19 protein-coding genes and 1 pseudogene are annotated in these 17,331 nt (G+C 72.9%); 9 read left to right on the top strand and 11 right to left on the bottom strand.

The window, feature by feature from the left end:
* Positions 1–5 precede the first annotated feature (5 nt).
* A complete protein-coding gene (locus ABTZ58_RS12225; protein WP_351354119.1) occupies positions 6–194 on the bottom strand; it encodes a hypothetical protein in 189 nt (62 codons plus the stop codon).
* 270 nt (positions 195–464) lie between these two features.
* On the opposite strand from ABTZ58_RS12225, the gene ABTZ58_RS12220 reads away from it, so the two are divergent.
* On the top strand, positions 465–2,504 hold the full coding sequence (locus ABTZ58_RS12220) for a HelD family protein (RefSeq protein WP_351354116.1): 2,040 nt from the start codon (positions 465–467) through the stop codon (positions 2,502–2,504).
* Positions 2,505–2,518: 14 nt separating this feature from the next.
* On the opposite strand, the gene ABTZ58_RS12215 is transcribed toward ABTZ58_RS12220, so the two are convergent.
* Complete coding sequence (locus ABTZ58_RS12215) at positions 2,519–3,211, bottom strand: copper homeostasis protein CutC (RefSeq protein ID WP_351354113.1); 693 nt, start codon at positions 3,209–3,211, stop codon at positions 2,519–2,521.
* Between the two features lie 109 nt (positions 3,212–3,320).
* Positions 3,321–4,001, bottom strand: a complete 681-nt coding sequence (locus ABTZ58_RS12210; RefSeq protein WP_351354110.1) for a maleylpyruvate isomerase family mycothiol-dependent enzyme — start codon at positions 3,999–4,001, stop codon at positions 3,321–3,323.
* A 47-nt stretch (positions 4,002–4,048) separates the two neighbouring features.
* On the opposite strand from ABTZ58_RS12210, the gene ABTZ58_RS12205 reads away from it, so the two are divergent.
* Both ABTZ58_RS12205 and ABTZ58_RS12200 read left to right on the top strand, forming a co-directional pair.
* Complete coding sequence (locus tag ABTZ58_RS12205; RefSeq protein ID WP_351354107.1) at positions 4,049–4,711, top strand: HD domain-containing protein; 663 nt, start codon at positions 4,049–4,051, stop codon at positions 4,709–4,711.
* A 10-nt stretch (positions 4,712–4,721) separates the two neighbouring features.
* A complete protein-coding gene (locus ABTZ58_RS12200) occupies positions 4,722–5,801 on the top strand; it encodes a GNAT family N-acetyltransferase (RefSeq protein ID WP_351354104.1) in 1,080 nt (359 codons plus the stop codon).
* On the opposite strand, the gene ABTZ58_RS12195 is transcribed toward ABTZ58_RS12200, so the two are convergent.
* Positions 5,771–6,058, bottom strand: coding sequence for a DUF4031 domain-containing protein (locus ABTZ58_RS12195; RefSeq protein ID WP_351354101.1), 288 nt, complete (start codon positions 6,056–6,058; stop codon positions 5,771–5,773). The genes ABTZ58_RS12200 and ABTZ58_RS12195 overlap by 31 nt on opposite strands.
* Positions 6,059–6,065: 7 nt before the next feature.
* Positions 6,066–6,449 (bottom strand): DUF8819 family protein, encoded by a 384-nt coding sequence (locus ABTZ58_RS12190; RefSeq protein WP_351354098.1) that lies wholly within the window; start codon positions 6,447–6,449, stop codon positions 6,066–6,068.
* Positions 6,450–6,504: 55 nt separating this feature from the next.
* Between ABTZ58_RS12190 and ABTZ58_RS12185 the strand changes: the two genes are divergently transcribed.
* Complete coding sequence (locus ABTZ58_RS12185; RefSeq protein WP_351354095.1) at positions 6,505–7,440, top strand: MurR/RpiR family transcriptional regulator; 936 nt, start codon at positions 6,505–6,507, stop codon at positions 7,438–7,440.
* A 46-nt stretch (positions 7,441–7,486) separates the two neighbouring features.
* Positions 7,487–8,422 carry an N-acetylmuramic acid 6-phosphate etherase gene (murQ, locus tag ABTZ58_RS12180; RefSeq protein WP_351354092.1) on the top strand — a complete coding sequence of 312 codons (936 nt, stop codon included), beginning with the start codon at positions 7,487–7,489 and terminating at the stop codon, positions 8,420–8,422.
* 8 nt (positions 8,423–8,430) lie between these two features.
* Here murQ and ABTZ58_RS12175 read toward each other — a convergent pair whose 3' ends face one another.
* Positions 8,431–8,940 carry a DUF6624 domain-containing protein gene (locus ABTZ58_RS12175; RefSeq protein ID WP_351354089.1) on the bottom strand — a complete coding sequence of 170 codons (510 nt, stop codon included), beginning with the start codon at positions 8,938–8,940 and terminating at the stop codon, positions 8,431–8,433.
* A gap of 170 nt (positions 8,941–9,110) precedes the next feature.
* A pseudogene (locus ABTZ58_RS12170) lies at positions 9,111–9,302 on the bottom strand (hypothetical protein); the annotation flags it as partial.
* A gap of 114 nt (positions 9,303–9,416) precedes the next feature.
* Here ABTZ58_RS12170 and ABTZ58_RS12165 point away from each other — a divergent pair.
* The 4 genes from ABTZ58_RS12165 to ABTZ58_RS12150 all read left to right on the top strand — a co-directional run bounded on the left by ABTZ58_RS12165 (position 9,417) and on the right by ABTZ58_RS12150 (position 12,077).
* The gene (locus ABTZ58_RS12165; RefSeq protein ID WP_351354086.1) at positions 9,417–10,256 is read left to right on the top strand and encodes a helix-turn-helix domain-containing protein; all 840 of its coding nucleotides are present in this window, start codon (positions 9,417–9,419) and stop codon (positions 10,254–10,256) included.
* Positions 10,240–10,437, top strand: a complete 198-nt coding sequence (locus tag ABTZ58_RS12160; RefSeq protein WP_309096062.1) for a DUF397 domain-containing protein — start codon at positions 10,240–10,242, stop codon at positions 10,435–10,437. The genes ABTZ58_RS12165 and ABTZ58_RS12160 overlap by 17 nt, the downstream gene beginning before the upstream one ends.
* 247 nt (positions 10,438–10,684) lie before the next feature.
* Positions 10,685–11,560, top strand: a complete 876-nt coding sequence (locus ABTZ58_RS12155) for a hypothetical protein (protein ID WP_351354082.1) — start codon at positions 10,685–10,687, stop codon at positions 11,558–11,560.
* Positions 11,508–12,077 (top strand): hypothetical protein, encoded by a 570-nt coding sequence (locus ABTZ58_RS12150; RefSeq protein ID WP_351354079.1) that lies wholly within the window; start codon positions 11,508–11,510, stop codon positions 12,075–12,077. The genes ABTZ58_RS12155 and ABTZ58_RS12150 overlap by 53 nt, the downstream gene beginning before the upstream one ends.
* A 4-nt stretch (positions 12,078–12,081) precedes the next feature.
* Here ABTZ58_RS12150 and ABTZ58_RS12145 read toward each other — a convergent pair whose 3' ends face one another.
* The 4 genes from ABTZ58_RS12145 to ABTZ58_RS12130 form a co-directional block, all read right to left on the bottom strand.
* Entirely contained in the window at positions 12,082–13,638 is a 1,557-nt protein-coding gene (locus ABTZ58_RS12145; RefSeq protein WP_351354076.1) for a carboxylesterase/lipase family protein, read from the bottom strand.
* Between the two features lie 94 nt (positions 13,639–13,732).
* Positions 13,733–14,890 (bottom strand): NADH:flavin oxidoreductase, encoded by a 1,158-nt coding sequence (locus ABTZ58_RS12140; protein WP_502996054.1) that lies wholly within the window; start codon positions 14,888–14,890, stop codon positions 13,733–13,735.
* A 156-nt stretch (positions 14,891–15,046) separates the two neighbouring features.
* On the bottom strand, positions 15,047–16,669 hold the full coding sequence (gene groL, locus ABTZ58_RS12135) for a chaperonin GroEL (protein WP_351354070.1): 1,623 nt from the start codon (positions 16,667–16,669) through the stop codon (positions 15,047–15,049).
* A gap of 389 nt (positions 16,670–17,058) precedes the next feature.
* A complete protein-coding gene (locus tag ABTZ58_RS12130; RefSeq protein ID WP_010035953.1) occupies positions 17,059–17,262 on the bottom strand; it encodes a cold-shock protein in 204 nt (67 codons plus the stop codon).
* Between the last annotated feature and the right edge of the window lie 69 nt (positions 17,263–17,331).

The raw sequence follows: 17,331 nt of genomic DNA, 5'->3' as shown, positions 1-17,331 counted from the left end.
GCCGGTCACCTGCGGCGGACCACGCCGACTTCCTCTCCGTACTCACCGAGGATGACCACGTCGAAGGCGGCGCCCGCGAAGACCCGGACGGCGCGCAGGGCGTCGCCGAGGAGGTGGCGGTGACTGCCCGAGACGGCGGTGGCGCCGGGCGGGCGGCCCGGTGCCGGGGCGGGGTGGACGGTTGCTGCGCTCATGTCTCCATGGTGCGTTTCGCCCCGTAAGACCCGCGTCGGTCTCGGGACCGAACCTGCCGGGGGCCCGCGTACGTCCCCGGGCTGACGCGTGCCCCTCAGGAAGGAGGGCGGCGACCCCTAGGGGACGGGAAAACCGTTCGCGTGCACCGGCCCCGCTCACCTACAATCTCCGCTCTTGCCCGCCTCCCTTCACGGAGTGCCGCCGGCCGGACGGAAACCGGCCGGCATCTCACCGTCCTTCCTTCAGCAGGTCCTTCCGGAGGCACCCCCTTGTCCACGCCCGTCGACGACCCGCTCGCGCGTGAGCGCTCCCACCTCGCCGCGTCCCGTGCCGCCCTGCGCGCCATGCGCGAGGACGTCGAAGCCCTCGACATCAGCGACGTCAGCGCGAACTGGGTCAACGCGCAGGTGCTGGCCCGCCAGATCGAGGAGCGCGTCAAGGCCCTGGCCGACCTCAGCGACACCCCGCTGTTCTTCGGCCGGCTCGACTACCTGCACGCGCCGGGGAGCGACCGGGCCGAGGGGGCGGACGGGGAACGCTTCTACATCGGGCGGCGGCATGTGCACGACCACGACGGCGACCCCATGGTCATCGACTGGCGCGCCCCGGTCTCGCAGCCGTTCTACCGGGCCTCCAAGAAGCACCCGATGGACATCGCGCTGCGCCGCCGCTTCGGCTACACGGGCGGCGACCTCACCGCCTACGAGGACGAGCACCTCTCGGACCCGGGCGAGGCGGCCCGCACCAGCAAGCTGCTCCAGCAGGAGATCGAACGGCCGCGTGTCGGCCCGATGCGGGACATCGTCGCCACGATCCAGCCCGAGCAGGACGAGATCGTGCGGTCCGGCCTCTCCGGCACGGTGTGCGTGCAGGGCGGCCCCGGGACCGGCAAGACCGCCGTCGGCCTGCACCGGGTCGCCTACCTCCTCTACGCACACCGCGAGCGCCTCGCCCGCACCGGCACGCTCGTCATCGGGCCGAACCGGTCCTTCCTCCACTACATCGAGCAGGTCCTCCCGGCCCTGGGCGAGCTGACCGTCCAGCAGGCCACCGTCGAGGACCTGGTCGCCCATGTCGAGATCAAGGGCACCGACGACGCCACGGCCGCGGTCGTCAAGGGCGACGCCCGCATGGCCGAGGTGCTGCGCAGGGCCCTCTACTCCCACGTCACGCTGCCCACGGAGCCGGTCGTGGTGGTGCGCGGCTCGCGCCGCTGGCGGGTCCCGGCCTACGAACTGGAGGCGATCGTCCGCGAGTTGCTGGACCGCGACATCCGCTACGGCGCCGCCCGCGAGGCCCTGCCGCAGCGCATCGCGCACGCCGTGCTGGTCCAGATGGAACGCTCGGGGGAGGCGCCCGACGACCGCGTGCAGGACGCGGTGGCCCGCAACAGCGCGGTGAAGGCGGCGGTCAAGGCGATCTGGCCGGCCGTCGACCCGGCGAAACTGGTGCTGCGGCTGCTGTCGGACGCGGAGTTCCTCGCCGCGCACGCGGACGGCCTCCTCGACGCGGACGAGCAGAAGGCGATCCTCTGGGCGAAGCCGGCGCGCAGCGTGAAGTCGGCCCGGTGGAGCACCGCGGACGCCGTGCTGATCGACGAGGCCACCGACCTGGTCCAGCGCACGCACTCCCTCGGCCACGTCGTCCTCGACGAGGCGCAGGACCTCTCCCCCATGCAGTACCGGGCGGTGGGCCGCCGCTGCACCACGGGCAGCGCGACGGTCCTCGGCGACCTGGCGCAGGGCACCACCCCGTGGGCGACGCGCAGCTGGCAGGAGGCCCTGGCCCACCTGGGCAAGCAGGACGCCGTAATCGAGGAGCTGACGGCCGGTTTCCGTGTCCCCACGGACGTCATCACCTACGCCTCACGCCTGCTCCCGCACATCGCCCCGGGCCTGACGCCGGTGGTGTCGATCCGGGAGAACCCGGGCCACTTCGAGGTCCGGCGGGTCTCCGGGACCGACGACGTGGTCGCCGCGTGCCGCGAGTCGCTGCGCCACGAGGGCTCGACGGGCCTGATCGCGGCCGACGCGCGCGTGCCCGAGCTGGCCGCGGCCCTGACGGCGGCCGGGATCCCGTACCTCGGGCCCGGCGAGGAGACCACCCGGGACACACGGCTGACCCTGGTCCCGGCGTCGCTGGCGAAGGGCCTGGAGTACGACTACGTGGTCCTGGACGAGCCGAGCGCGGTGGTCGACGGCGAACCCGACGAACGCACGGGCCTGCGCCGCCTGTACGTGGCCCTCACGCGAGCGGTCTCGGGCCTGACGGTGACCCATGCGGCCCCCCTGCCGGAGCAACTCGGGTAAGCGCCGGGCACCCTTCAGGAAGCGTCCACCGCGGCCCGCCACTCCGCGACGGCCTCGGCGGAGACCGGCTCGTCCCAGCCCCCGGGGCGAGCCGCCCCGCCGATGTGGAACCCGTCGACCCCGGCCTTGCGCAGCACCGGCACATGGTCGAGCCGCAGCCCGCCTCCGACCAGCAACTGCTGCCCGTAGCCCGGCTCCCCGGCCCGCCCGGCCTCCGCGAGCAGCACCGGCAGCCCGCCGTCGACCCCGTCCGCCGACCCGGCCGTCAGGTACGTGTCGAGTCCCGGCATCCCGTCCAGCTGCTTGCGCAGGGCCTCCCGGTCGGCGGCCCGGTCGATGGCCCGGTGGAACGTCCAGGGGCAGCCGTCCAGCGCCGCGACGACCCGCTCCACGGCCGCCAGGTCCACCGAGCCCCCTTCGTCGAGGAACCCGAGCACGAACTCCTCCGCCCCGGCCTCGCGCAGCTCAGCGGCCGCACCGGCCAGCCGGTCGACGTCCCCGGCCGCGAAACCGTCCGCCAGCCGGATCATCACGCGCAAGGAGATGTCCACGGCACGCCGGATCCCGGCGACGGTCGCGGCCGGCGGGGTGAGCCCGTCGGCCGCCATGTCGGTCACCAGTTCAAGGCGGTCCGCGCCGCCCGCCTGGGCGGCGACCGCGTCCTCGACCCCGAGGGCGATCACCTCCAGGACTGCACGCTTGCTCATGGGGCCCCTTCGTCGGCATGGCGTCGGCGTTCGACGACAGGTCTAGTCCAATCAAAGACTACGCTGCCCACTCCGGCCGGCTCCCAAGCACCCTCGGGGGCCCGGGCCCTCACCCGTAGATGTTCAGCTCGGCCGCCTCCACCCCGGCCAGCTCGAACGCGGGCGCCCCGTCCACCGGCCGCCCGGCGTACAGCCGCACCAGGGTCGGCCCGTCCCCGATGAACCGGCCCGGGGGCCGCTCCCCGCCGGTCTCGCCCAGCCGCAGCGGCTCGTCCAGGTCGTCGAGGTCGGCGTGGAGCGGCACGTGCCCCCGCTCCCGGGTGAGCCGGGCCAGCAGGGCGAGCGCGTCCGGCAGCCCGGCCCCGCCGTAGGCGCCCGGCTCCCCGAGGGCCTCGCGCACGTCACCGGCGTGCACCCACTCCCCCAGGGCGAGGCCGTCCAGCTTCCCGTCCGCCCCGGCGATCACCGGCCCGGCCTCGGTCATCCCGCGCTCCAACTCGTCGACGATCCGCGCGTCGCTCCAGCCGGCCCGTTCGGCGATGTCCCGGTCGTTGGACCCGGGCGAGAACACGCCCGGCTCGAACCGGCCCTGTGCCACCCGCGTCAGGGCGGCCGAGCAGTGCGCCAGCACGTCCCGCACCGTCCAGCCCGGGCACGCGGCGACGGGCCGCGCGAAGTCCTCCTCTGCCCTGCCCCGCAGCAGCGGGATCAGCGCGTCACGCTCGATCGTGAGCAGCCGGCCGGGCTGCTCGGGGTCACGTACGTCGTGCACATCGGCAGGAGTCGTCATGTACCCCACGCTAGGTGCCTTACCCCGGTCGGCGGGAGAATGACCCCATGGCCGATCTCGACACCCTGCGCACCCGCTTCGCCCGCACCCTGGAAGCGGCCCGGGGGCCGGCCGGCGGCCCCGACCCGGCGCCGTACGCCGAGGACCTGCTCGGCCGCTGGCAGGAGCCCCAGCGCCGCTACCACACGGTCGAGCACCTGGCGGCGGTACTGGACCGCGTGGACGTCCTGGAGGAGTACGCACGCGACCCGGAGGCGGTCCGGCTGGCGGCCTGGTTCCACGACGCGGTCTACCTGCCCGACCGCTCCGAGAACGAGGAACGCTCCGCGCGGCTCGCCGAACGGGCCCTCGCGGAAGCCGGTGTTCCCGACGCGAGGACGGCCGAGGTGGCCCGTCTGGTCCGCCTCACCGTCACGCACGACCCCGCGGACGACGACCCCGACGGCCAGGTCCTGTGCGACGCCGACCTGGCGATCCTCGCCTCGCCCCCGTCGGCGTACGCCGCGTACACGACCGCGGTCCGCGCGGAGTACCACTTCGTCCCGAACGACGCCTTCCGCACGGGCCGGGCCGGGATCCTGCGTCAACTCCTCGCCCTGCCCCGGCTGTTCCGGACCCCCTACGGGGCGGAGCGCTGGGAGGCGACGGCCCGCTACAACCTCACCGCCGAGCTGGAAATGCTGTCGCTCCCCGCGCACGATCCCTCGTAGCCTGCCCACCATGTGGACAACGGGCGCGGAACAGGTGGAACAGGCCGTCGCGGAGTGCGTGGGCGTGCTGGGGGAGGTCGCCGGGCGGGACTGGACGGGGGTGCGGGCCGGGCGGCTGGAGTGGAGCTGCCGGGAGACCGCGGTGCACATCGCCGAGGACCTCATCGCGTACGCGGGGCAGCTGGCGGGGCGGGAGCGGGACGGGTACTCGCCGTTCGAGTTGTCGCTGGAGGAGGGGAGCGACAACGCGGGCGCGCTGCGGGTGATCGCGTCGATGGGCGCGCTGCTGGCCGCCGCCGTCCGCACCGCCCCGCGCGAGGTGCGGGCCTTCCACCCGTACCCGTTCCGCAGCGCGAACCGCGAGGGGTTCGCCGCCATGGGTGTGGCCGAGGTGCTGCTGCACACCCACGACATCGCCGAGGGGCTCGGCATCACCTACGAACCCGACCCGGCGCTGTGCGGCTTCGTCCTCACCCGGATCTTCCCGCACGTCCAGCCCGGCCCCACCCCCTGGCGGACCCTGCTGTGGGCCACCGGCCGCGGCGAGCTGCCCGGGCGCACGCCCGTCACCGAGTGGCGGTGGAGCAACAACCTGGTCCTCGACTCCGAGCGCCTCACCCTTCAGGGCGTCACCCCGGCGGCGGCCACCGATCTGTCCACGGTCGGCGACGGCGGCTTCGCCTGGCTGGACGGCGGGCCGGCCGAGGGCACCCGGGTCGGCGCCGGACTGGTGTACAAGCAGTACGAGGACGGCGTCCACCGGCCGGAGTGGGGCATGTACGTGCTGGTCCGCCGGGAGGACGGCCGCGCGCTCGGCGCCATGGGGTTCCACGGCGTCCCGGACGAGGCCGGCCGGGTCGAGGTCGGCTACGACCTCGTCGAGGCGGCCCGCGGCCACGGCTACGCCACCGAGGCCCTGCGCGCGCTGTCGTCCTGGGCGCTGGCCCGGCCGGAGGCGCTGGTCGTCGTCGCGAACGTCGAGCCGGGCAACCTGCCCTCGCAGCACGTCCTGGCCCGGGCCGGGTTCACCCGCGTCGCCGAGGACCCCGAGCACCTGACCTACGAACTGGGCGTGTCCGGCGACCGGTAGCGCCCCTTGCGCCGCCGCAGCCCCGAGCCGTGCAGCAGCCGCACCACCTCGCGGCTGCTGACCTCCACGGCCCCGGCCGCCACCACCTCCGCGTACCGCTGGGCGGGTATGTCGTAGTGGTCGCGTTCGAAGGCGCGGCGGGGCACGCCCAGGCGGGCGGCGAAGGTGTGGAGTTCGTCGTAGGAGACGTCGCTGACCAGGTGCGACCAGAGGCGGCCGTGGCCGGGCCAGGTGGGCGGGTCGATGTAGATCGTCACGCCGGTCTCACGAGGACGCCGGCCCGCCGAGGGCCTCGCCGAGCGCTCCCACGGCCGCGACCTTCACCCCGGCCTCGGTGCACACCCAGTGCGGGTCGGGCCCCAACTCCGGTTCCACGTGCAGCGCGTGCGGCTCGCCCGTGCCGCACACCGGGCACAGCGGCCAGCGGCCGTACCGCTCCAGCAGGGCGTCCTGGACGTCCTGCGCGACCAGGCCGGCGACGAACCGCGCGCCCTCCGGCCACTGCTCGACCCACCATCGCCGCTGCGTGATGGACTGCTCCACCAGCGACACGACGTCGGCGTCGGCGACGCGTCCCGCGACGAGGTCGGCGAGCACGAGGGCGCGGGCGGCGTGCAGCGTCTGCTCCAGAGGGCTGATGGGGTCCATGCCCCCATTGTGCGCACTCTTGACCACGACGCCGAGCCGAAAATATCTTTCAGAGGTGACCCATAGAGTGAAGGAAATTTTCGCCAGTGAGCGCGGTGGCCCGGGCGGCACGGGTGGCACCCCGCCCGCTCCCGCCGCCCTCGCGGCCAAGGTCCGCACACTCGCCCCGTCGATGACGCGTTCCATGCAGCGTGTCGCCGAGGCCGTGGCGGGCGACCCGGCCGGCTGCGCGGCCCTCACGGTCACCGGCCTCGCCGAGCTCACCGGCACCAGCGAGGCGACCGTCGTACGCACCGCCCGGCTGCTGGGCTACCCCGGCTACCGGGACCTGCGCCTGGCCCTCGCCGGGCTCGCCGCCCAGCAGCAGTCCGGCCGCGCCCCGGCCATCACGACGGACATCGCGGTGGACGACCCGATCGCCGACGTGGTCGCCAAACTCGCCTACGACGAGCAGCAGACCCTCGCCGACACCGCGGCCGGGCTCGACACGGTCCAGCTGGGCGCCGCCGTCACCGCCCTGGCCGGCGCCCGCCGCACCGATGTGTACGGGGTCGGGGCGTCCGGGCTGGTCGCCCAGGACCTCACGCAGAAGCTGCTGCGCATAGGGATGGTGGCGCACGCCCACAGCGACCCGCACCTGGCCGTCACCAACGCCGTGCAACTGCGCGCGGGCGACGTGGCGATCGCCATCACGCACTCCGGGTCGACCGGGGACGTCATCGAGCCGCTGCGGGTCGCCTTCGAGCGCGGGGCGACGACGGTGGCGATCACCGGCCGCCCCGACGGCCCGGTCACGCAGTACGCCGACCACGTCCTGACCACGTCCACCGCACGCGAGAGCGAGCTGCGCCCGGCGGCGATGTCGTCCCGGACCGGCCAGCTCCTCGTGGTGGACTGCCTGTTCGTGGGGGTGGCGCAGCGGACGTACGAGACGGCGGCGCCGGCGCTGTCGGCGTCGTACGAGGCGCTGGCCCACCGGCATCGCTCCTGAGGCAGCCGCCCCGCCCAGCACCGGAAAGACACGGAAAGAGCCGTCCATGACCTCCACCTCCAACCCCCGTGACCTCAGAGCAGAGTTGGAGTCCCTGACCACCGAGGCCTTCCGGCCGGACCTCGCGGACATCGACCGGCTGCCCACCCTGGACATCGCGCGGCTGATGAACGGCGAGGACGCGACCGTCGCCGGGGCGGTCGCGGCCCGGCTGCCCGAGATCGCCACCGCGATCGACGCCGTGGCGCGGCGGATGACCCGGGGCGGCCGCCTGGTCTACGCGGGCGCCGGCACGGCGGGCCGGATGGGCGTCCTGGACGCCTCGGAGTGCCCGCCCACCTTCAACACCGATCCCTCCCGGGTCGTCGGCCTGATCGCGGGCGGCCCGGGGGCCGTGGTCACCTCGGCCGAGGGCGCGGAGGACTCCCGGGAGCTGGCCCGGGCCGATCTGGAGCCCTTCGGACTGACCCCCGACGACACGGTGGTCGGCATCTCGGCGTCCGGCCGCACGCCCTACGCCATCGGCGCGGTCGAGTACGCCCGGGACCGCCGCTGCCTCACCGTCGGCCTGTCCTGCAACCCCGGCAGCCCGCTCGCGGCGGCCGCCGAGCACGGCATCGAGATCGTCGTCGGCCCCGAGCTCCTCACCGGCTCCACGCGCCTGAAGGCCGGAACGGCGCAGAAGCTCGTCCTCAACATGCTGTCGACGATCACGATGATCCGGCTGGGCAAGACGTACGGGAACCTGATGGTCGACGTCCGCGCCTCCAACGACAAGCTCCGCGCCCGCTCCCACCGCATCGTCGCCCTCGCCACCGGTGCCGGCGACGAGGAGATCGAGCGGGCCCTGGCCACCACCGACGGCGAGGTGAAGAACGCGATCCTGACGATCCTGGCCGACGTGGACGGCCCGACGGCGGCCCGCCTGCTGGAGGAGTCCGAGGGACACCTGCGCACGGCCCTGGCGGCGGCGACGGACTGACCCCCGGATCAGCGGTACCGGGCCACGTACTCGTCGAACGGCTCGATGCCCACGCCCGCGCGCAGTTCGTCCACGCGCTCGGGCTCGGCACACGGCCAGGGGATGGGCGAGCCGTCCTCCGTGACACCGGCGATCTGGGTGCCGTAGACCTGCTCACGTCCCTCGTTCACATACGTGCGGTCCCGCAGGAAGGCCAGCTCGCGGGCACCGGCCTCCCCCGCCGCCACGGCCTCCTCCATCAGCCGCAGGGCCCGCCGCTGCACGTCCAGTTGCCGGTCGGCGTGCTGGGCGACGAGCCAGGCGGCCCGGGCCGCGTCCGCTCCGACGAGGGCGGCGGTGGGCCAGCCGACCTCGTCCATGATCTCCCTCAGCCGGTCCCCGTGCCGGGCGGTGAGCCGCCGCCACGCCAGCTGTTCGGCCCGGTCCTCGCTGTGCGCGGCCCCGGCCACGGCCATGCCGTGCTCGGCGGCGGCCATCGCGGTCAGCTCGTCCGCCAGGGCCGTCAGATCGCGGGTCATGTCCAACTCCCTTACTGCTAAGTCTGGTCGGCAAGACCCTAAAGCCGCATTCGGCTCGAAAAGATCATTCCGGAGCATGGCGACAGCCACCCCCCGGAGAGGGGATACTGGATCTACGCCCGCTTGCCCGCCTCCCGGTTGACCTGCCGCACACGAGCCCGCAACGCCTCCCCGACCGGCAGCGACCGCAGCACCTCGGTCAGATGCTCGGCCGTCCGTACGTTGCACCGCCCCAGATCGACCAGGGCGAACGGCTCGTCGCTCGCGGCCGTGACGGGGTCGACGCACAGGGACGGCAGCACGACACCGACTGCGGCGAGGGCGTCCCGCAGCGACTCCACGATCTCTTCGGTCGAGCGCACGTTCTCCTACCTCCACGCTGAGTTTCCGATTCGCCACCCAGCGTGTCCGAGCCGCCTCTAACCTGGCCATACACGGCGGTCCAACAACCCGATATGTACGACAGGGAGTTGCCCATGCCCGGACCCAGGGACCTCGACCCGTCCTCCTCCCCACGGGCCCTCCTGGGCGCCGAACTCCGCCACGCCCGCGAGAAGGCCGGCCTCAGCCAGGAGGAACTGGGCCAGCGGTTGTTCGTGAGCGGCTCGTTCATCGGGCAGTTGGAGGCGGGCACGCGCAGGATGCAGCGGGAGTACGCGCGTCTGCTGGACGAGGCGCTGGGGACGGAGGACTTCTTCCAGCGGCACTGCGGGGCGGCGGCGAAGTCGAGGTATCCGGAGCACTTCGCGGAGGCGGCGGAAGCGGAGGCGCAGGCCACCGAGATCCGTGAGTACGCACCCCTCCTGATCCCCGGCCTGCTCCAGACGCCCGACTACGCGCGGGCCGTCTGCCGGGCCTACCAGCCGACGGCGCCCGAGGAGAAGATCGAGGAACTCGTGGCCGCGCGGATCGAGCGCGCCCGCCTGCTCAGCAATCCAACAGAGCCCTTGTTGTGGGCGGTGCTTGACGAATCCGCACTTCGGCGGGTGACGGGGGGACCCGGGGTGATGGCTGAGGCGTTACGCCATCTCGCGGACCTGGGCCGCCGTGGCCGGGCCATCGTCCAGGTGCTGCCGTTCGACGCGGGCGCGCATCCCGCGATGGAGGGCTCGGTCAAGCTGATGGACTTCGAGGACGCCCCACCGCTGGTCTACTTCGAAGGCGTTGGCACCGGACGGCTGGACGACGACCCGGCGGTCATCAAGCACCAGAAGTTCACCTACCAGCTCCTCACGGCCTGCGCGCTCTCCCCAAAGAACTCCCTGGCCGCCATCGAGGCGATGGCGGAGGATTACGCCCATGAGGAGCATCACTGAGGCCCGCTGGCACAAGTCCAGCTACAGCGGCGGCAGCGGCGGCAACTGCCTCGAAGTAGCCGACGGTCACACCACTGTCGTCCCCGTCCGCGACTCCAAGAACCCCCACGGCCCGAAGCTCGTGTTCCGGGCCACCGCCTGGGCCGCTTTCGTCGCGAACCTCAAGGACGAGACGGCCTGAGCTTCGGGACCCGGGCTTCGAGCCCTGTTTTCAAGGAATGGGAGGAGGGCCTCAACCCGCCCTCCCGCCCCGCGATTTGACGCGAAGCGTTCGGCTTGCCACGGACAGTCACGTACCTCTAACGTGCCTGCATAAGCAACGGCCCCCGCCCGGTGCGCCAACACCTGCGGGGGCCTACCTACGAGATCGAAGCGCCGATCCCATGGCTGACGCCCACTTTAGTGCTGCCCTCCCGTCCGCGCACCCCATGGCCAACCCCGGCTACGGCAAGCGCTCCACTCCCGATCAACTCCGCGCCACACCACACGACTTCGCCCACCTCCCACCCCGCGAAGCCGCCATCGCCGCGTACCTCGACCGCCTCCCCGACGGCGCCGACATCTCCGTGAAGACGCTGGCCAAACACCTCCCGTACGGCCAGTGCGCCCTGAGCACCGCCCTCAACCGCATCCAGCAGGCGGGCCATCTGCGCCGGGGTCGGGAGTGCGTCACGGCCGACGACGGCAGTTCCCGCTGGATCACCCGATCGTGGTGGTCCCGCACGGCCCGGGACGACGACTGGTGGGCGGCCTTCACGAGCGGCGACGTGCCGAAGGAACCGCGGCGCCCCACCCGCTCCCGGGCCCACATCCTCCTGGCCGCCCTCGGCCACTCCGCACCCGTGCTGTCGCTCTCCCAGGCCGACTGCGCGGCGCTCGCCCCGCTGGTGACAGAGTGGTTCGAGCGGGGTGCCTCCGAGGACGACGTCCTGCACGCCCTCACCGCCGGCCTGCCGACACCCGTCCACCACCCCGCCGCCCTGGTCCGCACCCGCCTGACCGGCAAGCTCCCGCCCCCACCGGCCCCGCGTCCGCCCCTGCGGGTCCTGGAGTGCGCGAACTGCGGCGCGCCGGGACGCCCGGAGTCCCTGCCGGGGGGTCGTTGCAGCGCCTGCCGGGGCGAAAACACCCCCGCGCAACCCCCCGCACCCCTGCCCGCCCCCTCCGTACACGACCACGCGGCCCGCATCCGCGCCGCGATGGACCTGCGCCGCCGGGAGCGGATTCCGCCGACCGGGGACAATGGACGGCATGAACCACGCCCAGCTGACCGCACTCGGCCGCGCCCTCCGGCTCCTCGGTGAGCACGGGGAGGCCCTCACCGCCGACATCCCGGACGCCAAGCTGCACGAGGTGAGGACGGATCTGCGGCGGGCCCTCGACCTGCTGGAGGAGAGCGTTGCGAACGCCGCGCCCAGCACCCGCTGCCCCGAGCATCCCAACGGCCCGGTCGACGAGGCCGCCCCCGACCTGTGCCTGCTGTGCGAGACCCGGCGCCGGGCGGCCCGCCGCAACGAGTTCAACGGACCCGCTCCCCATCAGCCGCAGACCGAGCCCGTCCAGTCGCGGTACGGCGTGCGCGGCGACCGCCCCCAGCCCCAGCAGCGCTGGCTGCCGGAGCTGTGGAACGGCCAGACCTGGCAGCTGTGCGGCACCCCGCGCCGGGACCGCCGCGAGGCCGAGCTGTACATCGCCGCCCAGCGCCGCGCGCCCCGGGCCGCCATGGCGTACCGGCTGGTGCACGAGTTCACCGACTACGAGGTGCTGCGGGTGTGGGGCACGCCGGTGCGGGTCGACATCGAGCCGATGGGCAACCTGTAGGCGCCTAGAGCAGCGGCAGCGGGGTGAAGTCGTACCCCTCCCACAGGCGCCGCGCCGCCTCCTCCGGGTAGGGCGCGACCACCGGCTCCGCGTCCAGCACCTGCACCAGCCGCCGCTCCTCGTCGTAGGCCGGCCAGCCCGGATCGCCCGTCCTCGCGAACGTCGTCCAGGAGGAGCGGAAGCGGGACGACAGCGCCAGGGCCTCGGGGGACGGCTCGGCGCCCGCGAACAGCAACGCCCCCAGGTCCGCCCCGTACGTGCCGAACAGCAGCGGGATGTCCAGGCCGTGGCAGGCGCCGAGCGCGCCGCCGTCGCCCGGGGCCGGCCAGGTCAGTTCATAGACGTGCGCGCTGCCACCGCCAGCGCGGTGCGCCTCGGCCAGGTGGAGGGAGGGCATGGCGAACAGCCAGTCCGTCTGGACACGTTCGTACAGCTCGCTCGGGGAGGCGTCGGGGAAGGCCGCGCGGTAGGCCGCTTCCCCGTCGGGGCCGGGGGCGAACAGGCGCAGGGCCGCGCCCGCCCGGTCGTCGGTGACCCGGCCGAGCTGCCCGGCCAGGGCGGCGAAGAGGCGGTACTCGTCGCGGTTGTGGCCGACGAGCAGGTCGATGTCCTTCGCCACTCCGGACGCCAGGGCCCGCCACGGCGTCGCCGGCAGGACCTCGCCGTCGACCACCGGGGAGAAGGGGGTCACCGTGGGCGCCGCCCGGCCCCAGCGGTCGAGGTACCGCGGCATCTTCGGGCCCAGCGACTCCCCCGCCGACGTCAGCCGGCGCGGATCCACCGCCGACAGGTCGGCGACCGTGGGGCGCAAGCCCACCTCGGCGGCGAGGGCCGTGCCGATGTCCCGGGCCAGCGCGGCGGAGAAGAACGGCCCCGGCACGCTCTGCGCGATCGCCCGCCGGAACAACCCGGCCGCGCGGTCCATCACCATGAGCGAGGCCACCGACCCCGCGCCCGCCGACTCACCGAAGACCGTCACCTGACCCGGGTCGCCGCCGAACGCCTCGATGTTGTCGCGCACCCACTCCAGCGCGGCCACCTGGTCGAGCAGGCCGCGGTTGGCGGGCGCCCCCTCGATGTGGGCGAACCCCTCCATGCCGACGCGGTAGTTGAGGGTGACGACCACGACGTCGCCGTCGACGGCTATGTGCCGGGCGTCGTAGCCGGGGCTGCCGGCGTGGCCGAGCTTGTAGGCACCGCCGTGGATCCACACCATCACCGGGCGGCGGGCGGCCGGGTCGGGGTCGGGGGTCCAGACGTTGACCGTGAGCCAGTCGTCGCCCTGCGGGACGTCGAACAGTCCCGGGCCGCCCATCAGGCCGAGGTCCTGCGGGGGCGGCGGGCCGAAGGCGTACGCCTCCCGTATGCCGTCCCAGGGCCGGGCGGGGCGCGGCGCCTGGAAGCGGGCCTCGCCCACCGCAGGCGCGGCGAAGGGGACGCCACGGAAGACCGCGAGCCCTTCCTCACGGCGTCCGCGCACCGCGCCGGCGGTGGTGCGCACCACCGGCCCGGGCCGCTCGGAGGGGCCGTCCGCGGGCGGGCGGGCCTCGGTCGTCGTCATCTGGGTCTCCTCACGGGTGCCGGTGATCAGGCGCTCGGCCAGTGTGCTTGACCGGGGCAACCGGATCCAGACACCCGTGGGGCGGACCGAGGGGTCAGCTGAGGGTCTTCAGCGCCGTCGCGTCGTACGGCGCCAGCTCGTCGAAGCGGCCCGACAGGACCTTCCGGGCCCACTCGGGGTCCTGCAGCAGGGCGCGGCCGACGGCGACCATGTCGAACTCGTCGCGCTCGAAGCGGTCCAGGAGATTGCCGAGGTCGCCGACCTCGGAGCCCTGGCCCTGGAAGGACTTGAGGAAGTCGCCGCCGCTCAGGCCGACCGAGCCGACGGTGATGGCGGGCTTGCCGGTGAGCTTCTTGGTCCAGCCGGCGAGGTTCAGGTCGGAGTCGTCGAACTCGGGGACCCAGTAGCGGCGGGTGGAGGCGTGGAAGGCGTCGACACCGGCGGCGGCCAGCGGGGTCAGAATGGACTCCAGCTCCTCCGGGGTCTCGGCGAGCCGGGCGTCGTAGGCGTCCTGCTTCCACTGCGAGTAGCGGAAGATGACGGGGAAGCCGGGGGAGACGGCCTCGCGGACGGCCGCGACGATCTCCGCCGAGAACCTGGCGCGGGCGACGCGGTCACCGCCGTAGGCGTCGGTGCGGCGGTTGGTGCCCTCCCAGAGGAACTGGTCGAGCAGGTAGCCGTGGGCGCCGTGCAGCTCCACGCCGTCGAAGCCGATCCGCTCGGCGGCCGCGGCGGCCTCGGCGAACGCGCCGACGACGGCGTCGATGTCGGCCTGCGTCATGATCTTGCCGGTGCCCTCGGTGCCGTCCGTGCGGATACCGGAGGGGCCGACGGCCGGGGCGTCGGCGACGGGCGGGTCACCCTGCTTGCGGACCATGCCGATGTGCCACAGCTGCGGCACGATCGTGCCGCCCTCGGCGTGCACCGCCTCGGCGACCTTCGCCCAGCCCGCGAGCTGTTCCTCGCCGTGGAACCGCGGCACCCGGTCGCTCTGCCCGGCCGACTCGTGCCCGACGTAGGTGCCCTCGGTGACGATCAGGCCGACCCCGGCGGCGGCGCGGCGCGCGTAGTACGAGACGACGTCGTCGCCGGGCACGCCGCCCGGGGAGAACATGCGCGTCATCGGCGCCATGGCGATCCGGTTGGGGACGGTCAGGCCGCCCAGGGCGACGGGCCGGGACAGGATTTCGGCGGCACGGGAGGTGGCGACGGTCACGTGGGGGCTCCTTCGGATACCGGACAGTATGCGCATACCAGGCAGTATGTGCATGTGCATGGGACCTCAGGGTCAACCACGCGGCCCGCCTCCGCCATCCCGCGCCCCCTGTGATCCCGCACACGCCCGAGGGCGGCACCTCCTGCAGTAGGAGGTGCCGCCCTCGGAAAGGACGTTGACCGACCGGGTCGATCAGAAGTCCATGTCACCGCCCGGCATACCGCCACCGGCGGGCGCGGCGGCCTTCTCCGGCTTGTCGGCGATGACGGCCTCGGTGGTGAGGAACAGTGCGGCGATGGAGGCGGCGTTCTGCAGCGCGGAACGGGTCACCTTCGCCGGGTCGATGATGCCCTCGGCGATCATGTCGACGTACTCACCGGTCGCGGCGTTCAGGCCGTGGCCGACGGGCAGGTTGCGCACCTTCTCGACGATGACGCCACCCTCGAGACCACCGTTGACGGCGATCTGCTTGAGCGGGGCCTCCAGGGCCAGCTTCACGGCGTTGGCGCCGGTCAGCTCGTCGCCCTCCAGGTCCAGCTTCTCGAAGACCGAGGAGGCCTGCAGCAGGGCCACGCCACCACCGGCGACGATGCCCTCCTCGACGGCCGCCTTGGCGTTGCGCACGGCGTCCTCGATGCGGTGCTTGCGCTCCTTGAGCTCCACCTCGGTGGCGGCACCGGCCTTGATGACCGCGACACCGCCGGCGAGCTTCGCCAGGCGCTCCTGCAGCTTCTCGCGGTCGTAGTCCGAGTCGCTGTTCTCGATCTCGGCGCGGATCTGGTTGACCCGGCCCTGGACCTGCTCGGCGGAGCCGGCACCGTCGACGATGGTGGTCTCGTCCTTGGTGATGACGACCTTGCGGGCCTTGCCCAGCAGGTCGAGCGTGGCGTTCTCCAGCTTGAGGCCGACCTCCTCGGAGATCACCTCGCCGCCGGTGAGGATGCCGATGTCCTGCAGCATCGCCTTGCGGCGGTCGCCGAAGCCCGGGGCCTTGACGGCGACGGACTTGAAGGTGCCGCGGATCTTGTTGACGACCAGGGTCGACAGGGCCTCGCCCTCGACGTCCTCGGCGATGATCAGCAGCGGCTTGCCCGACTGCATGACCTTCTCCAGGAGCGGGAGCAGGTCCTTGACGTTGGAGATCTTGGAGTTGGCGATCAGGATGTACGGGTCGTCGAGGACGGCCTCCATACGCTCCATGTCGGTGGCGAAGTACGCCGAGATGTAGCCCTTGTCGAAGCGCATACCCTCGGTGAGCTCCAGCTCCAGACCGAAGGTCTGGGACTCCTCGACGGTGATGACGCCTTCCTTGCCGACCTTGTCCATGGCCTCGGCGATGAGCTCGCCGATCTGGGTGTCGGCGGCGGAGATGGAGGCCGTGGAAGCGATCTGCTCCTTGGTCTCGACGTCCTTCGCCTGCTCCAGCAGGGCCGCGGAGACGGCCTCGACGGCCTTCTCGATACCGCGCTTGAGGGCCATGGGGTTGGCACCGGCGGCCACGTTGCGCAGACCCTCGCGCACCAGGGCCTGGGCGAGAACGGTCGCCGTGGTCGTACCGTCACCGGCGACGTCGTCCGTCTTCTTGGCGACTTCCTTGACCAGCTCGGCGCCGATCTTCTCGTACGGGTCCTCGAGCTCGATCTCCTTGGCGATGGAGACACCATCGTTGGTGATCGTGGGCGCGCCCCACTTCTTCTCGAGGACGACGTTGCGGCCCTTGGGGCCGAGCGTCACCTTCACGGCGTCCGCGAGCTGGTTCATGCCGCGCTCGAGGCCGCGCCGCGCCTCCTCGTCGAACGCGATGATCTTGGCCATGTGAAGTGGTCCCTCCAGGACTGGGGGTGATTACTTCGGACCGCGCCCGCGCCCGCGACGGACGGCCCCCGACCGGTGGTTCCTTGCCCCACCTGGTCCGTGGCCTCACCGACCCGGTCCTTACGTTGTCACTCTCACCTTCAGAGTGCTAACGCAATGATTAGCACTCGGGCATGCAGAGTGCAAGGCGCGCCCGCGTAGCGGGTGCTCATTGAGGGGTGGCGGTCGGGCGACGGGCGGGCGCAAGCGCCTCCCGGGGATCGGGCCGGTCCGTCAGCCCCCGGCGAACACCCCCCGGCACCCCCTGAACAGGCCGAAGGGCCCGCACCCCGAGGGGTGCGGGCCCTTCTGAGAAGACCGGTCGCTTGCGCGTTGGTCGTGGTGCGCGTTCAGGCAGAGACGCGAACCATGTCGGCCTGCGGCCCCTTCTGGCCCTGCGAGATCTCGAACTCGACCCGCTGGCCCTCTTCCAGGGTGCGGTAGCCGTCCATCTGGATCGCGCTGTAGTGGACGAAAACATCCGCACCACCGTCGACCGCGATGAAGCCGTACCCCTTCTCCGCGTTGAACCACTTGACGGTGCCCTGAGCCATGCCTAACTCCCCTATTACTGGCCCTTGCACAGATCCACACTTCGCGGACCCGGGTCAGACCTCACCCCC

The sequence above is a fragment of the Streptomyces sp. NPDC094143 genome (assembly GCF_040303825.1).
Classification (GTDB): domain Bacteria; phylum Actinomycetota; class Actinomycetes; order Streptomycetales; family Streptomycetaceae; genus Streptomyces.
Note: the sequence above shows the minus strand (reverse complement) of the source record. Positions and strands in the feature narration are given on the sequence as shown.

What these genes read in the sequence shown, in the direction of transcription:
- ABTZ58_RS12175 (WP_351354089.1), bottom strand. Translation starts at nt 8,940, where the DNA reads ATGACCCGCGATCTGACGGCCCTGGCGGACGAGCTGACCGCGATGGCC.
- murQ (WP_351354092.1), top strand. Translation starts at nt 7,487, where the DNA reads ATGACCTCCACCTCCAACCCCCGTGACCTCAGAGCAGAGTTGGAGTCC.
- ABTZ58_RS12155 (WP_351354082.1), top strand. Translation starts at nt 10,685, where the DNA reads ATGGCCAACCCCGGCTACGGCAAGCGCTCCACTCCCGATCAACTCCGC.
- groL (WP_351354070.1), bottom strand. Translation starts at nt 16,669, where the DNA reads ATGGCCAAGATCATCGCGTTCGACGAGGAGGCGCGGCGCGGCCTCGAG.
- ABTZ58_RS12190 (WP_351354098.1), bottom strand. Translation starts at nt 6,449, where the DNA reads ATGGACCCCATCAGCCCTCTGGAGCAGACGCTGCACGCCGCCCGCGCC.
- ABTZ58_RS12210 (WP_351354110.1), bottom strand. Translation starts at nt 4,001, where the DNA reads ATGACGACTCCTGCCGATGTGCACGACGTACGTGACCCCGAGCAGCCC.
- ABTZ58_RS12200 (WP_351354104.1), top strand. Translation starts at nt 4,722, where the DNA reads ATGTGGACAACGGGCGCGGAACAGGTGGAACAGGCCGTCGCGGAGTGC.
- ABTZ58_RS12205 (WP_351354107.1), top strand. Translation starts at nt 4,049, where the DNA reads ATGGCCGATCTCGACACCCTGCGCACCCGCTTCGCCCGCACCCTGGAA.
- ABTZ58_RS12165 (WP_351354086.1), top strand. Translation starts at nt 9,417, where the DNA reads ATGCCCGGACCCAGGGACCTCGACCCGTCCTCCTCCCCACGGGCCCTC.
- ABTZ58_RS12130 (WP_010035953.1), bottom strand. Translation starts at nt 17,262, where the DNA reads ATGGCTCAGGGCACCGTCAAGTGGTTCAACGCGGAGAAGGGGTACGGC.
- ABTZ58_RS12160 (WP_309096062.1), top strand. Translation starts at nt 10,240, where the DNA reads ATGAGGAGCATCACTGAGGCCCGCTGGCACAAGTCCAGCTACAGCGGC.
- ABTZ58_RS12215 (WP_351354113.1), bottom strand. Translation starts at nt 3,211, where the DNA reads ATGAGCAAGCGTGCAGTCCTGGAGGTGATCGCCCTCGGGGTCGAGGAC.
- ABTZ58_RS12150 (WP_351354079.1), top strand. Translation starts at nt 11,508, where the DNA reads ATGAACCACGCCCAGCTGACCGCACTCGGCCGCGCCCTCCGGCTCCTC.
- ABTZ58_RS12140 (WP_502996054.1), bottom strand. Translation starts at nt 14,890, where the DNA reads ATGCGCATACTGTCCGGTATCCGAAGGAGCCCCCACGTGACCGTCGCC.
- ABTZ58_RS12225 (WP_351354119.1), bottom strand. Translation starts at nt 194, where the DNA reads ATGAGCGCAGCAACCGTCCACCCCGCCCCGGCACCGGGCCGCCCGCCC.
- ABTZ58_RS12145 (WP_351354076.1), bottom strand. Translation starts at nt 13,638, where the DNA reads ATGACGACGACCGAGGCCCGCCCGCCCGCGGACGGCCCCTCCGAGCGG.